The 15908-nt window shown below is 53.2% G+C and carries 17 protein-coding genes; 16 read left to right on the forward strand and 1 reads right to left on the reverse strand.

What is annotated here, in order from left to right; all coding sequences use genetic code 11:
• Positions 1–160 precede the first annotated feature (160 nt).
• The 6 genes from spoIIAA (at position 161) to MKX42_RS12690 (ending at position 4203) form a co-directional block, all read left to right on the forward strand.
• Positions 161–514, forward strand: coding sequence for an anti-sigma F factor antagonist (spoIIAA, locus tag MKX42_RS12665; RefSeq protein ID WP_036727462.1), 354 nt, complete (start codon positions 161–163; stop codon positions 512–514).
• Positions 511–966: an anti-sigma F factor gene (gene spoIIAB, locus MKX42_RS12670; RefSeq protein ID WP_036698265.1), complete on the forward strand. Its 456-nt coding sequence runs from the start codon at positions 511–513 to the stop codon at positions 964–966. The genes spoIIAA and spoIIAB overlap by 4 nt, the downstream gene beginning before the upstream one ends.
• 11 nt (positions 967–977) lie before the next feature.
• On the forward strand, positions 978–1733 hold the full coding sequence (sigF, locus tag MKX42_RS12675; RefSeq protein WP_209984211.1) for an RNA polymerase sporulation sigma factor SigF: 756 nt from the start codon (positions 978–980) through the stop codon (positions 1731–1733).
• A 553-nt stretch (positions 1734–2286) separates the two neighbouring features.
• On the forward strand, positions 2287–2604 hold the full coding sequence (locus MKX42_RS12680) for a transposase (RefSeq protein WP_340750981.1): 318 nt from the start codon (positions 2287–2289) through the stop codon (positions 2602–2604).
• 11 nt (positions 2605–2615) lie between these two features.
• Positions 2616–3479 carry an IS3 family transposase gene (locus tag MKX42_RS12685; RefSeq protein ID WP_339311273.1) on the forward strand — a complete coding sequence of 288 codons (864 nt, stop codon included), beginning with the start codon at positions 2616–2618 and terminating at the stop codon, positions 3477–3479.
• Positions 3480–3663: 184 nt separating this feature from the next.
• Complete coding sequence (locus tag MKX42_RS12690; protein WP_340752803.1) at positions 3664–4203, forward strand: RNA 2'-phosphotransferase; 540 nt, start codon at positions 3664–3666, stop codon at positions 4201–4203.
• 101 nt (positions 4204–4304) lie between these two features.
• Here MKX42_RS12690 and MKX42_RS12695 read toward each other — a convergent pair whose 3' ends face one another.
• The gene (locus MKX42_RS12695) at positions 4305–6476 is read right to left on the reverse strand and encodes a YDG domain-containing protein (RefSeq protein WP_340752804.1); all 2172 of its coding nucleotides are present in this window, start codon (positions 6474–6476) and stop codon (positions 4305–4307) included.
• 286 nt (positions 6477–6762) lie between these two features.
• On the opposite strand from MKX42_RS12695, the gene MKX42_RS12700 reads away from it, so the two are divergent.
• From MKX42_RS12700 to MKX42_RS12745, 10 genes are all read left to right on the forward strand, one after another.
• Positions 6763–6990 (forward strand): RNA polymerase sigma factor, encoded by a 228-nt coding sequence (locus MKX42_RS12700; protein ID WP_340752805.1) that lies wholly within the window; start codon positions 6763–6765, stop codon positions 6988–6990.
• A 54-nt stretch (positions 6991–7044) separates the two neighbouring features.
• Positions 7045–8358: a sigma factor-like helix-turn-helix DNA-binding protein gene (locus MKX42_RS12705; RefSeq protein WP_340752806.1), complete on the forward strand. Its 1314-nt coding sequence runs from the start codon at positions 7045–7047 to the stop codon at positions 8356–8358.
• 98 nt (positions 8359–8456) lie between these two features.
• The gene (locus MKX42_RS12710) at positions 8457–9218 is read left to right on the forward strand and encodes a metallophosphoesterase family protein (RefSeq protein WP_340752807.1); all 762 of its coding nucleotides are present in this window, start codon (positions 8457–8459) and stop codon (positions 9216–9218) included.
• A gap of 85 nt (positions 9219–9303) precedes the next feature.
• Positions 9304–9912 carry a TetR/AcrR family transcriptional regulator C-terminal domain-containing protein gene (locus tag MKX42_RS12715; protein WP_340752808.1) on the forward strand — a complete coding sequence of 203 codons (609 nt, stop codon included), beginning with the start codon at positions 9304–9306 and terminating at the stop codon, positions 9910–9912.
• Between the two features lie 130 nt (positions 9913–10042).
• The gene (locus MKX42_RS12720) at positions 10043–11737 is read left to right on the forward strand and encodes an oleate hydratase (RefSeq protein WP_340752809.1); all 1695 of its coding nucleotides are present in this window, start codon (positions 10043–10045) and stop codon (positions 11735–11737) included.
• 73 nt (positions 11738–11810) lie between these two features.
• On the forward strand, positions 11811–12032 hold the full coding sequence (locus MKX42_RS12725) for a hypothetical protein (RefSeq protein WP_340752810.1): 222 nt from the start codon (positions 11811–11813) through the stop codon (positions 12030–12032).
• 95 nt (positions 12033–12127) lie between these two features.
• On the forward strand, positions 12128–12439 hold the full coding sequence (locus MKX42_RS12730; protein ID WP_340752811.1) for a hypothetical protein: 312 nt from the start codon (positions 12128–12130) through the stop codon (positions 12437–12439).
• A gap of 174 nt (positions 12440–12613) precedes the next feature.
• Positions 12614–13672, forward strand: a complete 1059-nt coding sequence (locus MKX42_RS12735) for a FecCD family ABC transporter permease (protein ID WP_340752812.1) — start codon at positions 12614–12616, stop codon at positions 13670–13672.
• Positions 13673–13674: 2 nt separating this feature from the next.
• Positions 13675–14709 carry a FecCD family ABC transporter permease gene (locus MKX42_RS12740; protein WP_340752813.1) on the forward strand — a complete coding sequence of 345 codons (1035 nt, stop codon included), beginning with the start codon at positions 13675–13677 and terminating at the stop codon, positions 14707–14709.
• Positions 14710–14736: 27 nt separating this feature from the next.
• Positions 14737–15777: an NAD(P)/FAD-dependent oxidoreductase gene (locus tag MKX42_RS12745; RefSeq protein WP_340752814.1), complete on the forward strand. Its 1041-nt coding sequence runs from the start codon at positions 14737–14739 to the stop codon at positions 15775–15777.
• The last annotated feature ends 131 nt before the right edge of the window (positions 15778–15908 follow it).

The raw sequence follows: 15908 nt of genomic DNA on the forward strand, positions 1-15908 counted from the left end.
TGTAGATTGGAACAGGGGCTTTGTGTAAGTTCTTAGGGTTTTTCTTCTAGTTTTGTCGTGAGGCAGGAATCCTCAATTGCGGTGTAGAAACCTTGTCCTTGTAGGGGAAAGAAATGGTTACAGGGCGGTTGTCCAAGCAACGAAGAGGAGAGTGGCAAACATGAATTCTCATGTGGAGATGGAGCATCACCGGGGTGTGCTGATTGTCCGGTTGTCCGGGGAACTGGATCATCACGCAGCCGATTATGTACGTATGGATATGGATGAAGCAATTATGCGGGGCCAGGTGGAGCATCTGATCCTGAGTCTGAAGGAGCTGCAGTTCATGGACAGCTCGGGTCTCGGAGTGATTCTGGGACGGTACAAGCTGATCCGCAGTAAGGGCGGTAAAATGGCAGTCTGCGATGCCACAGCGCCTGTGAAGCGCCTGCTGGAAATGTCGGGCCTGTTCAAAATCATGCCCCTATATGACGACGAGAGCGCTGCACTCTCGGATTTGGAGGTCGCGTTATGACTAGTAGCGAAGCTCGTAACTTCATGAGTGTCCAGTTTGCTGCGCTGTCGGAGAATGAATCGTTCGCGCGTGTGGTAGTGGCTGCCTTTGTCTCCCGGCTCGATCCGACGATGGAGGAGCTGAATGACCTGAAGACGGTAGTCTCGGAGGCCGTCACCAATTGTATTATTCACGGTTATGACAGTGATCCCGCAGGCGTTGTCAGTATATCCGCTTCGCTCGACAATGAGACCGTGCACCTGACGATTGAGGATAAGGGCCGGGGCATTGAGGATCTGGAGCTGGCCCAGCAGCCGCTGTATACCTCGAAGCCGGAGCTGGAGCGGTCAGGAATGGGCTTCACCATTATGGAGAATTTCATGGATGAATTCGAGGTTATCAGCGAACCGGGACGCGGAACTTCAATCTCCATGAAGAAAACCATCGTCTCGAAAAAAGCTTTATACAATTAGGGGTTGGAGCCATGGAAGCAGAATCAAAAAAAGCTCCGCCGACCTATTTGGACGATGCGGAGGTCAAACGTCTAATCGCACTTAGTCAAGCAGGGGACCATACGGCCCGCGACACGCTGGTCAACTGCAATATCCGCCTCGTCTGGTCGGTGGTGCAGCGGTTTATGAACCGCGGATATGAACCGGATGATTTGTTCCAGATCGGCTGTATCGGACTGCTGAAGTCCGTTGATAAATTCGACCTCAGCTATGAGGTCAAGTTCTCCACCTATGCGGTACCGATGATTATCGGCGAGATCCAGCGGTTCCTCCGCGATGACGGCACACTTAAGGTCAGCCGCTCGCTGAAGGAGATGGCCAACAAGGTGCGCAAGATGAAGGATGAGATGTCCAAAACGCTCGACCGCCTCCCGACCATCGGTGAAGTGGCTGAAGCGCTGGGCGTCACGCCCGAAGAAATCGTCTTCGCCCAGGAGGCCAACAAGCCGCCGACTTCGATCCACGAGACCGTCTTCGAGAACGACGGCGATCCGATCACGCTGATTGACCAGATTGCCGACGAGTCGCAGGAGCGCTGGTTCGACAAGCTGGCTTTGAATGAGGCCATCGGTGCGCTAACGGAGCGCGAGCGTCTGATCGTGTACCTGCGTTACTACCGCGATCAGACCCAGTCCGAAGTCGCCAGCCGCCTCGGCATCTCCCAGGTGCAGGTGTCGAGGCTGGAGAAGAAGATCCTCGCGAACATCCGCGAGCAGATTGCGCAGTAGGGGTGGAGGTTGCAGCACGACTGGGCTGCGGCAGGTATGTCGCAACATTAGGTAGAGACAACAGCTCAGTAAATCCGATACAGCAGTCGGGTTAGCTGTGGTGCTTAGCAAGGTTAAGTATGTGGTGTACAGTGACGGGTGCAAGGGGCCGCCTCGGGAGGGGCGGCTTTTTGCGTGCGCTCACAGCCCTCTTTTACCACTATCATTATGCTACCACGCCACCCATACTTGAGTTATACAGAGACCGGATTAGTTTAAGGTCAGTGTGGAGAGAACTGCTTAACTATCATGCATAGCTGAGAAGTGTGAGGTGGACTCAGATTCCCTTATTCGGCCGAAACGTCTCTTTTTAGAGCTGAAACGGACTCGGATTCCGTTAACTTGTCTATCCGGCCCCTGATCAAGCGGAATCTGGTTACTTAGCGGATTCTGAGTCCGTGCACTTCGCATATCCGCCGGATTAGCAGAAATAGCGGAATGTCTGGGATTAGAATTGAAAGTAGACGACAGTTAACGGACGGAGGGATAATAAGGGCAACGGAGGTGCATCCCTATGGGAGAAAAACGACAACGGTACAACGAAGAATATAAGAAGCAAACGGTAAAGTTCATTCAAGAGCAGACGAAGAGCATAGGGGACATCGCGCAAGAGCTGGACATTCCGAAAAGTACGCTGCACCAGTGGATGGGGAAATACCGGGAGCTAAAGAATGAACCGGTAGCCAGTATGGATCGGGTACGGGAACTCGAAGCCGAGCTCCAAGAGATGCGCCGTCAGCTCCAAGAGAAAGACAGTCGACTTGCCGATACAGAGGAAGAATTGGCAATCGTAAAAAAAGCAGTGCACATCTTCAGCAAACCAAGGAATTAAGATTCCAGTTTATGAAGGACCATCGCTCCGCATTTCGCTTGGAGAAGATGTGCAGTACCCTACAGGTATCCAGGAGCGGATATTACAAGTGGCTGAACGCCAAAGCCAGTGTGCAAGCCCTCCGCAAGGCTGCTGTTATGGAGCGAATCCGGTACCATTTTGACGACCATCAAAAACGGTATGGAAGTCCGAAGATCACCCGCCTGCTGCATCAGGAAGGCTATACGGTCACGGAACGCACAGTGAGTGTGTACATGCGAGAAATGAAGCTCCGCTCTATTGTATCTAAGCCATACCGAGTGCAGACGACCGATTCCAAGCATAATAATCCCATTGCACCAAACACACTGAACCAAGAGTTTAAGGTGCTTAAGCCCAATACCGTATGGGTCACCGACATCACGTATATCCCTTGTCGTGGAGGTCGCTTATACCTAGCTAGCGTCATGGATCTATGCACGCGAGAAATTGTAGGGTGGCGGCTGTATAACCATATGGAGACGAGCCTGGTCTTAGACGCGCTGCAGGCGGCGTACACGGCGAAGCGACCCGGCGAGGGCCTACTGCACCACTCTGACCGAGGGTCTCAATATACCTCAAAAGAATATGTCGACCAACTAAAGACATACCACATGAAATCCAGCATGAGCCGTAAAGGAAACTGTTACGATAACGCCTGCATTGAGTCTTGGCACAGTATTTTAAAGAAAGAGCTCATCTACTGTAATCCGCGCTTCAAAAACCCGGAACAGGCATATGATGCTATTTTCCAATACATTGAGTTCTATTACAATCGCAAGCGAATGCACAGCTCACTGGGGTATCTTTCCCCCGCCCGCTTTGCTAAGCAATTCACTAAAAAATCCGTTGCGTAACAGTCTACTTTCTTGACAGAAGTCCAGTCAGTCCACTTCCGTGGCCGATGGAGCCCCCCCGATGGTCCTGCGCACGGTTATACCAGAAGCTTCACATATGCTAAACTAGGCTAAACTTGTAACAATCGATGATTGCTTGCGACAACTAACAATAAGACAAAATGACTATGGAGGACTAAATCCAATGGATTATGCAAAGCTCAGCAAAGAGGTCTCCTACGCTCTGCGTCACGCGCCGTGGGAATATGAACTGGAATTGGATGAACAGGGATGGGTGGACATTGAACAGCTGCTCCACTCGCTGCATCAGGACAAGAAGTGGGCAACAGTCGGTGCAGAGGATCTGGACAAAATGATCGCAGCATCGGATAAGCAGCGGCATGAGCTTTCGGAGGGCAGAATAAGGGCGCTGTATGGTCACTCGGTCCCGCAAAAAATTATCAAGCAGGCTGAAACGCCGCCCCCTACTCTGTACCACGGTACAGCCAGGCAATGGGTGGAGACGATTCTGCACGAGGGACTGAAACCCATGAAAAGACAGTATGTTCATTTCTCAGTGGATAACGATACAGCCAAGCTGGTGGGAGGGCGCAAGGACTCAAGTCCTGTAATTTTAACCATAGATGCCGGGCGGGCCGCACAGGAAGGAATCAAGTTCTACCACGGAAATCATAATATCTGGCTGGCGGACTATATTCCGCCCGAATTTATTAATGACTTGTAGCCTACTCTATCTAACCCCAACCATAACAAAAGCGCCCCAGGCCAGCCGGTTCACGGCTCGCGGGACGCTTTTATTCATACCATGTGTTCACAGATATCTTCTTAAGGCGCTACAATCACACCCGTGGAAATCATATAGTTCCCCGGTGCCGAGTAGTTACCAGCATCGTCGCCGGATAAGGTGTAGACCACGGTGATAAGTTTGCCGCTGCCCGCAGCAGCATCGCTGTAGGTTGCGGTTGCACTGACGGTAACATCATCCCCCGGAATAACTCCGATCAGGGTACCTGGAGTGATCTGGGCCGATGTATTCCCGTCATAGAGCTTAGACTCTGTGAGAACGGGTGCTGTAATGTCGAGCTGCAAGGCTGTGATAATACCTGTATTAATGGTATAGCTAACAGGGGGGGAATAGTTCCCTGCGTCTATACCTGTTAAGGTGTAGGAGATGGTGATGATTTTGTTCACTCCCACGTTAGGAGTGTCATAGGTCCCAGCAGCATGCACGGTCACATCATCTCCTTCATAACTTCCCGTTACCGTACCGACTATCACTGCCGCTGCGGTAGTTCCGTCATAGACTCTGGAGCGTGTGATCTGATCCCGGTCAATTTCCCCGTTGGTGACAATGTAGCTCGCAGGTGCAATATAGTTGCCTGCATCTGCTCCGCTAAGTGTATAGACTACAGTTATGGTTTTGTTCGTCCCAATGGATGATGTGTCATAGTTGGCAACGGCGCTCACAGTGACATTTTCCCCGGGAACTACCCCTATAAGCTGTCCGGGAGTCACCGCTGCTGCCGTGGTTCCGTCCTTGAACTTCGCCAAGGTCAAATTCGGAGCTTCGATGGTTAATGGATGGAGTGCGATGCTGCCCGTATTCACGATATAGGGAGCGGGTGCAAGATAGCTGGCTGCTTGTGCTCCGCTTAATGTGTAGGTAACGGTTATGGTCTTGTTCACCCCAAGCGCTGCGCTGCTGTAGGCAGCAGAGGCATGAATATTAACTGTGTCTCCGGCCAATACACCGGACAGCGAGCCCTCGGTTACAGCTGCTGAAGTATTGCCGTCATAGGTTTTGGACTCTGTCAAGGAGGCAGGAAGCCCTATAGTCAGTTCAATCGCTCTAACCTCAATCGTGCTGGAAGGGGCCGAGATATTGCCGGAGGCATCTAGAGCATACACAACATAATGACCGGCAGGCAGACTCTGCGTATTCAGCGGGGAATAGACGGAGGCGGTTACCGCCAGCTTTTTACCAAGAGCAGCATGAATAGAATCCTCCAGCCCGGTTGTAGTTCCAACCACTGTGGAAGGGACCAGATACAAATAACCCGCTTCGTTGCTTGTTCCATATACATTGTCTCCTACAGTAACCGCTCCAAGGGTCACACTGGTAAGTAGAGGGGCTGACGTATCACCCGGATCAGGAGTAGGTGCTGGTGTAGGAACTGGTGAAGGTTCTGGTGTAGGTGTAACTGCAGGTGTTGGTGTCGCTACTGGTGTAACTGTAGGCGCAGCCGTTGGGTCGGAAGGGACATAGGTGCTCCGAACCGGCGTAGGTGTAGCAGTTGGTGTGGATGTTGGACTAGCTGTCGGTGAGGCGGTTGCTGAGGATGTGCCTCCACCATTTACTGGAGTATTAGCCGGAGCTTCCTCAATAACTTTGGTGCGCGTTAAGGACACTACGGCTTCCGCACGGGTAATATCTCTGCCGGGTCTGAAGCTGTTATCTTCGGAGTAACCCTTCATGACTCCTGCGGCAGCCACGGCGTTGACAGAATCCAGTGCCCAGGCGGCAATATCCTTGGAATCGCTGAAAAGAGCACCGGTCTGCGCGGCATCCAGCTTCAATAACCGGTTGATGATCACTGCGGCTTCCTGTCTGCTGATCGTCTTGCCGGTACCGATGGTACCATCTGAATATCCGCTGATATATCCGGCTTTCACGGCTTTGGCAACCTCGGTGTAGGCCCAGTTGCTTGTAGAGAGATCCTTATAGGCAACAGGTGCCGTCTCGGTGAATCCGAAGGCACGGTTGATGAGCGCCATGAACTCTGATCTTTTCAGACTATTGTCCGGTTTGAAGCTGCCGTCGGCGTATCCCTGAATGAGCCCTTTTTCAACCCAATCGGTAACTTCATTCTGTGCCCAGTGGCCTGTGATTCCAGTTAATTGAGGAGCTGCTGCGCCAAAAGCTGTTCCGGCAGAAGAATATAGTGCAGTTACTATCATTAGTGTAGAGAGAAAAAGCTTGCCCGGTGTATGATTCAATATTAAGCCTCCTGAAAGTGTATTGTCTTCGCTGATATAGGCCTTGGGTTTCACTTAATATCCTCCGGGCAACAGTTTTGGCCTCCGAGCTTGGCTAAATGAAATAATAGTAACACATATCATTCGAAATTGATTTAAATAAATATAATCATTGCAAATTTAATTTACCAAAATATAAATCTAACACTGGTCAATACATTCTGCACCCTCTTTGTAACCTTTTCCTCCCGGACCGGCACTTATCATTAGAACACGATAAAAATACAGAAATGAGGTTTGCAGACGTATGCTGCATTGGATTGAAAAGGCGCAGAAGGGCGATGCCGAAGCCTTCCGGGAGCTTAGCGGGCATGTGCGGGGGATGGCTTACGTAGTAGCCTACGATATGCTCGGGGATGTGCAGCTCGCGGAAGATGCGGTACAGGAAGCCTTGCTGGAGGCGTATATGAACCTTGCCAGCCTGCAGGAGCCTGCGGCGTTTCCGGGATGGTTCAAAACCATTGTGGTCAGATAGTGTCACCGGCTGCTGCGGCGTAAGCGTCAAGCCCTGCTGCCTCTGGAGGCGGCGGTGCATGTCGCGGGCTCTTCTCCAGGGGTTGCGGAGATTGCCGAACATAGGGAATGGACGCAGGTGCTCCACAGGTCAGTGTCGGAATTGTCTGCCAAGCTGCGGGTACCGCTGCAATTGTTCTACTTCTACGGGTACTCGCTTCAGGAGATTTCCGTGTATCTGGACCTTTCCGTTGCTACGCTGAAGAAAAGGCTGTACGATGGCAGACGCAAGCTGAAGGGGGCATTGCCTGTTGTCGATCTGGCGGCTGCATTTCATTTGTTACATGAGGGAGGACAGCGAATGCTGCATATTGTGAATGGTGACACGGTGGGAGACAAGCTGAAGCAGGGGATTGTCCAGGGGGAGGTGCTGGTGTGGAGAGAGATCTATTCGGCGGGACCGATTTTCATAGATCCGGCGGCAGAGCAGAATCAGCAGCTGCGGGCTGAGGTGCTGCAGGCCACGATGGGCATTCCGGCGGCTGAATATTTGGCGGGCTGTGCGGAACAGGAGCGGAGGATTAGCGGATTCCGCCAGTATGATGAGGTGGTGTTGTGGTTCGAGCATGATCTGTTCGACCAGAGTATGCTGGCCTATCTATTACACTGGTTCAATGGGCAAAAGCTGGGCAACACGAAGCTGAGCCTGCTCTGCATCGGAGAATTCCCCGGGATAGAGCTGTTCCAAGGTCTGGGACAGCTGACGGAAGCTCAGCTTAGTACCCTGCCGGGAACCTGGCGGAATATTGGACGCAAGGAGCTGCAGCTGGGAAGCCTGCTGTGGGAGGCTTACGCGGCTGCCGATCCCCGCGAGCTGGCGGATTTATTGGAGACGAGGCGGGAGGAGCTTGCGGAAGGTGCGCTTGCTTTTGCCTATGACGCCTTCATGGCCCATCTCTCCCGCCTGCCCTCCGTAGAGAATGGTCTCGGGATCGTCGAACAGACCACCCTTCAAGCCGTGGCTAATGGAATGGACACGCCGCTCAAGCTGTTCCGGCAGGTGACGGATGAGCTGTACCGGCTTGGCATGGGCGATACGGAATACTGGAAGATCCTGCGCACACTGACAGCCGGGGAGAAGCCTCTGATTGAGATTGATGGTGTAGCAGAGCTAACAGATTACAGGGAAGTACCAGAATTCCTGCATCGCAGCGTTACGCTGACTGGATGGGGAGAGCAGGTGTTGGCCGGAGCAGCCGACCGGCTACAGCTGCAAAGTATCGATGAATGGTACGGCGGCCTGCATCTGGAGGGGCATGACGCCCCCTGGCGCTGGGACCGTGCTGCGGAACGGCCGGTACAGCACCCGCCATCCGCGCGGATGGAATAGAATGTAACATGGAGGTTTCCCTGCTAAGCTGAACGCTTGGCGGGTGAACCTCTTTTTTGTGTTAGTATAATAAATACTCCAGGTCAAGACAGTTACAAGTGAAGAAGGAGGAGAGCGGCATCAGAACATTAGTGATCAGTGACATTCACGGCTGTATAGAGGAATTCAACCTGCTGCTCCGCCGGGCGGAGTATAACCCTTCCAGGGATCAATTAATCCTGCTGGGCGATTATGTGGACAGGGGGCCGGACAGCAGGGCGGTTGTGGATCAGGTGAAGCGGCTTGCCGAGGCAGAGGGGGTTATTGTGCTGCGGGGCAACCATGATCAGATGGCTTGCGATGCGCTGGCGGGAGAGGATGACAAGCGGGATACCCACTGGATTACGAATGGGGGATTCCACACCCTGCTGAGCTATTGCGGAGGCCGGGATTCGGTGCTGCTGCACCCGGATTCAGGCTGGAAGGATTATACGGAGATGAAGCAGTTCATGCGTACGGAGTATAAGGAGCACCTGGATTTTCTGGGTTCGCTGCCCTACTACTATGAGACGGAGACCCATCTGTTCGTTCATGCGGGCATTGATCCTTCCCTTGGCGACTGGCGGACCCAGCGGGAGTATGATTTTATCTGGATTCGGGAGCCGTTCTACAATCATCCTGTTACTTCTACGGAGAAGACCGTCGTATTCGGCCATACCTCTACGGTAGATCTGCAGGACGGGGCAGGCGTCTGGTTCAGTCCGCTGGGCGATAAAATAGGCATCGACGGCGGCTGTGTGTACGGGGAGCAATTGAATTGCCTGGAGATTAGCGAAGCCGGATATAAAACCTATGCGGTCCGGCTTGGGGAGCGGGAGTAACAAGAGCTGGGGAGCAGACGGGGTGAAAACAAACACCGAATTGGTTATAATTGGAATATAAAATCCGAATGTTCAGGAGGAAGAGATGTCCAATTCACTCTTAACTAAGAACGCGTTAGCCCGTTCCCTGAAGAAGCTTATGCTCACAAGGCCGCTTAATAAAATAACGATCCAGCAGATCACGGCGGATTGCGGGGTGACACGCCATACGTTTTATAATCATTTTCAGGATATCTATGAGTTGCTCGGCTGGATCTACAAGTCAGAAGTGATTGAAGGACTGGACCAATACTGCTGCTGGGCGGGCTGGAAGCAAGGATTTTTAAGCGTCTTGCGCTACACTGTGAATAACAAAACCATCTGTCTGAATACCTTCCATTCGCTGGGACGCGAGCATCTGGAGCAGTTCCTGTACGGGGTGATTTACCGCGTCATGATCAGTGTAGTGGAGGAGCTGGACGGACAGGTCTGGCCCGGACAGGAGCAGATTCCAGAGCCAGTGAGAATGCAGGCTAGGCTGGATATAGCCGATTTCTACACGCTGGCCATCCTTGAACAGGTGATCCACTGGCTCAGAGCAGGGGCGAATACAGATCCGGCTGAAGTGGTCGACAAGGTATCGCGGATTATGGACGGCTGCATTGCCCGGGGGCTGGCGCATTACCAGTCTGCAGTTCATCCGGTGAAGTCATGACACAATGTCGGACGGTTGTGTAATCCTTATACAGTTGCGTCCGGCTGTCCATAGAATCCCTGGTTCAAGGCGGGTATAGTGAAGGCAGTTAGCAGGCACTTATCCCCTGATCAAGGAAGGAAGAGGACACATGGGTACATATCAAAGAATTCATCCGCAGGTTCAGGAAGGTATCGCTTCACGCAAGGCATATCTCGTCGGAGGAGGGATCGGCTCCCTGTCGGCGGCGGCATTCCTGATCCGTGACGGGCATATGCCCGGCCGGAATATTCATATTTTGGAGCAATCCTCTATATACGGCGGTTCCATGGACGGGGCAGGCAATGCCAAGGACGGCTACAGCGCCCGTGGCGGACGCGAGATTGAAGAGCACTTCGAATGCTTCATGGAGCTGTTCGGCTTCATCCCTTCCCTGACCAATCCGGATCGGACGGTGCTGGATGAATTCCGGGAGCTGAATCTGGCTGAACCGATTGAATCGCATTGCCGTCTGGTCGAAAAGCAAGGCACCCCCGCCGACTTCTCATCGCTTGGACTTTCAACTGCACATGCGCTGGAATTAGGCAAGCTGACGCTGGCTACCGAAGAGAGACTGGGCACGGTGACGATTGAACAGTTTTTTGACCCGAGCTTTCTGGAGACGAATTTTTGGTATTTCTGGCGCTCCATGTTCGCCTTCGAAAATTGGCATAGTGTGGTAGAGGTCAAGCGTTATATGGAGCGGTTCATGCACCTGATCTCGGGGATGAACCAGCTGAAAGGGATTTTGCACACCGAATACAACCAGTTCGACTCGCTGATCCTGCCGCTGATGAAGTGGCTGGAGCGTGAGGGCGTTCAGTTCGACACAGGGCATCAGGTCACGGATCTGGAGCTTGATATCAAGGGGAATGAGAAGGTTGTAACCGCGATTCAGGTGCAGGTGAACGGTTCCCCAAAGACCATTCCGGTGACACGCGGGGATCTGGTCATGGTCACGAACGGCTCAATGACAGAGAATTCTACTGTTGGCGATCTGGACCAACCGGCGGTGCTGAACCGGTCTGTTACAGAACGGGGCTGCTGGAGTCTATGGGGCAAGCTTGCTGCCAAATCCCCGGATTTCGGCCGTCCCGAGGTGTTCTGCGGGGATATCGACAAGTCCAAATGGCTGTCGTTCACGATGACTTTTACCGATGATGAGATTGTATTCCCTTATCTGCTGGAGCTGACGGGAGATGCTCCCGGCATGGGCGGCGTGGTGACGATCAAAGACTCCAGCTGGATGATGTCCTGGACCGCACCGAAGCAGCCCCATTTCATTAACCAGCCGGACAATGTGAAGGTGCTGTGGGCGTATGGCCTGTTCCCGGATGCCGAAGGCGACTATATCAAGAAAAAAATGAGCAACTGCACCGGACGCGAGCTGCTGGAGGAATTGTGCTACCATATGGGCCTTGCGGACCGCATTCCCGAGATTCTGGAGCATACGACTAATGTCATCCCTTGTATGATGCCTTATATCACTGCGCAGTTCATGCCGCGCGCTCTTGGTGACCGTCCGCAGGTCGTGCCGCAGGGCAGTGTGAATCTGGCCTTCCTCGGCCAGTTCGCCGAAGTGCCGGACGACTGCGTATTCACGGTGGAGTATTCGGTCCGTTCCGCGATGATGGCTGTATATGAGCTTTTGAAGCTGGAAAAAGAAGTGATTCCCGTCCATCCGAGCAAATATGATGTCCGGGTGCTGCTGACCGCTTTCCGCACCTGTCTGGGCAACAAGCCGCTGCCGCTCGATAAGACGCTCGGTGAGCTGCTGGCGGGAACGGTGCTCTCGAAATTGATCTAGCTGCCAGCATTCGACAGGATTCGTCCGCAGATTATGATACAGTTAGACTAAAAAATTCTGCGGAGGAACCCTGATGAAGAAAATTCTTAACCGGATCGCACTTGCACTGCTGCTTATGACCTTTGCAGCCATTGTATTGTGCTTCTATTTCAACCAGTTTATCTATGCCTATGGTCTGATCGTAGTGCTGCTGTTGATCTTTGGTGCAATGGGCCAGCTCTATAAGCTGAAGAATGATGAATATATGTACTCCAAGCTGAACAGGAGAGACGAATACGAGGATTACACGAGGTAGCTGATTCCGCTGCCCAGGCATGCCAGGGGTCCGGCAGACATAGGATGGTAATAAGCAAGCGCTTAACCATTTAGTCACTGCAGGAGGAGAATAGTGTGAACAAGAGACTGGCAGCTGTTATTCTGCGGATTGATGCCATTGCTACAGATATTCTTGTACCGCTGCGCCGTAAGACGATTAATGAAGCGGCTATGCATCAGCTCTATGAGGCACTGGATGAGACCTATGCTCTGATGGAGCATGAGCGGCAGATTGACCGGGAGCTTGCGGCCATCCTCTTCTTGCTCTATTCTCAGCTGGTAACCCAATCCAATTATGTGTATGACAAAAGCCTCTTCGTGCCGCATATCGGCAAGCTGCAGGGGTATATCCGCAAAATATTCGGCGGTACGCTTCAGAATGTATAGAACTCATTTAACAGCCAATCTAACAGCTTATACTCCAGCTACATCTTTAACAGGATGGGACCGGGAGGATAGGCTGTTTTATTTTATTTTTTTGTCCATTGCCAAACCTTGACCTGTTCCTTTACAATATTATAATGATAATGAGAATCAATTTCAAAGAAACAGGTGACATTCATGAATCAACAGGCAGTGTCCGGGAGCGGGCTGGATGAGAAGGCCAAGCCGCTGAAGCTGCGGTCCCGTCCCTGGGCGGCAACACTAATTCTTATTGGCGGTCTCATTGCGCTGGCGCTGGGGATCGCTATATCCGTATCGTTCGGGGCCGCAGATATTAAGCTGTCGGTCGTATGGACCGCAGTCTTTCATTTCAATCCCGATATTACCGACCATCAGATCATCCGTGAGCTTAGGCTGCCGCGTGTGCTGGGCGGCGTAATGGTGGGAGCCAGCCTCGCTGTGGCAGGGGCTATTATGCAAGGGATGACCCGCAATCCGCTGGCGGATTCGGGACTGATGGGCATTAACTCTGGAGCGGGCTTTGCGCTGGCGGTCTGCTTTGCATTTTTTCCGGGATTGCCGTTCATGTATCTCATTCTCTATTCCTTCGTTGGCGCCGGAGCGGGAGCGGGAATTGTCTATGGAGTAGGCTCACTGGCGAAGGGCGGGCTAACCCCGGCCAGGCTCGTATTGGCAGGTGCTGCCCTCAGTGCGCTGCTCTCAGCGCTAAGTGAAGGCATCGCCCTGTATTTCCGGATCGGACAAGATCTCGCCTTCTGGTATGCCGGCGGTCTGGCCGGAACGAAGTGGTTCCAGCTGCAGATCATGTCTCCATGGGTGATAGCGGCTATCCTCGGAGCCATTGTGCTGTCCCGTTCGATTACGATGCTCAGCCTGGGTGAGGATATTGCTAAAGGGCTTGGGCAGCGTACAGGGCTGGTGAAATTGGCGGGTACGCTAATTGTCCTGATTCTAGCCGGAGCCTCGGTAGCTGTAGTGGGAGCTGTAGGGTTTGTCGGCCTGATCATCCCTCATCTGACGCGTTATCTGGTAGGTGTGGATTACCGCTGGATTATTCCCTGCTCTGCGGTGCTTGGTGCGCTGCTGGTGGTCGGGGGCGATCTGACGGCCCGGATGATCAATCCGCCGCATGAAACGCCGGTGGGTGCGATTATAGCGCTGATTGGGGTACCGTTCTTCCTGTATCTGGCCCGAAAAGAAAGAAGGGAGCTGTAAAGATGCAGAGCCGAAAGAAAATTTCTTCAGAAGATGCAAGGCGTAAGCATGGCCTTAGGGTGATTGGCGTGCTGGCCGTTCTGATTGTGATCATGTTCATTATAAGTGTGAATACAGGATACATAAGACTTACTCCGCTTGAGCTGTTGGATACGTTGTTCGGTAAGGGTACGGAGAAGCAGGAGCTGATTCTGTTCCAGTTCCGCCTGCCGCGGATTGTCATTTCTCTGTTAATTGGTACCGCACTTGCCGTATCCGGCGCAGTGATGCAAGGGGTCTTCCGCAATGATCTGGCCGATCCGGGTATTCTCGGCATTAATGCCGGGGCCGGGCTGATGGTCATGCTGCTGATTTCCTTCTACCCGACGACCTCGGCGGCACCGGTCTATCTGTTGCCTGTGGTTGCTTTTGCCGGGGCGGCCTGCACTGCTGCTCTGATCTACAGCCTCGCCTACAAACGGCATCAGGGCATTTCGCCGATCCGGCTGCTGCTTACCGGGGTCGCAGTGGCGGCAGGCATGAGCGCGGCGATGATCGTGCTGACGCTTCGCCTCGATCCGGACAAGTATCAGTTCGTTGCCACCTGGCTGGCGGGCAGCATCTGGGGCACAAGCTGGAAGTTTGTCTTATCCCTGCTGCCCTGGATTCTGATTCTCCTGCCTTATGTCATCTACAAGGCACGGGTGATGAATGTACTTAATCTGGGCCAGCAGACAGCGACAGGACTCGGTGCTAATGTGAGCAGAGAGCAGTTCCGTCTGCTGGCAGCAGCGGTCGGCCTTGCGGCTTCCAGCGTAGCGGTCAGCGGAGGTATCGGCTTCGTCGGGCTGGTCGGCCCGCATCTGGCGCGGCGGCTGGTTGGACCGAAGCATCAGCTGATGCTGCCCGCCTCTGCGCTGATCGGCGCGCTGCTTGTCATTGCGGCGGATACGATCGGACGGCGGATTCTGCAGCCGTCCGAGATTCCTACCGGCATTGTAGTAGCCGTCATCGGTGCTCCATACTTTCTGTATCTTCTGGCCCGTACCAAATCTTAAATACAACCAGACCTTGGAGGGATATCAATGAACGAAGCAATGGAATTATACGATGTGACGATTATTGGCGGCGGCCCCGCAGGCATGTATACAGCGTTCTATAGCGGAATGAGGGATCTGAAGACTAAGCTGATTGAAGCGAAGGATGAGCTGGGCGGCAGAATGCTGATCTATCCTGAGAAGATGATCTGGGATGTCGGAGGAGTAACACCTATTCTCTGCCGCCAGTTAATTGATCAGCTGGCAGAGCAGGCGCGCACCTTCGATCCTACCCTTGTATTCGGACAGCAGATTGTTCACCAGGCCCGCCAGGACGACGGAACGTATATCCTGACCTCAGCCACAGGCGAGCAGCACTGGACCCGTACCGTCATACTTACCATCGGATACGGTATTCTGCAGATGGCGAAGCTGGAGATTGAAGGCGCGGACCGCTATGAGGTGACGAATCTGCACTACACGGTACAGGAGCTGGAGCCCTTCCGCGGCAAGCGGGTACTGATCTCGGGCGGCGGCGATTCCGCAGTGGACTGGGCGAATGAGCTGGAGGGGATTGCCGCCAGCGTAACCGTGGTGCACCGCCGGGAGCAGTTCGGCGGGCATGAGAAGAATATTGCCCGGATGAAGGCCTCCTCGGTGGATGTGCGTGTGCCTTGTGCGGTAAGCCAGCTGCACAGCAGTGACGGAGAGCAGATCGATCAGGTGACCGTCTGCCATATTCAGACCGGAGAGCACGAGCAGCTTGAGGTCGATGCCGTCATTGTCAATCACGGGCTGAGAAGCGACTTCGGTCCGCTGAAGGACTGGGGACTGGATATGGGAGAATGGTGTGCGAACGTCAGCGGGAAGCTGGAGACCAATCTCCCGGGTATCTTCGCTGCCGGAGATTTCGTGGATCATGAGAGCAAGGTAAGGCTCATTGCCGGAACGTTCACCGATGCGGTGCTTGCCCTGAACAGCGCAAAGCTGTACATGGACCCTACCGCTGAGAAGGTAGCCTACGTCTCCTCCCATAATGACCGGTTCAAGGAGAAGAACAAGGCACTTGGCGTAGTAGATAACCACTAGCATTCCTCCTTCAGAGATACCAGCCGGTGTACCGGCATTATCTCATAAGCTGTATCTGCACAAGCTGTCCCTTACACGGATTATTCCGTACCGGGGACAGCTTGTTTCTGCTTTTACACATTCCATATGCT

The organism is Paenibacillus sp. FSL R7-0204 (assembly GCF_038002225.1).
Classification (GTDB): domain Bacteria; phylum Bacillota; class Bacilli; order Paenibacillales; family Paenibacillaceae; genus Paenibacillus_AQ.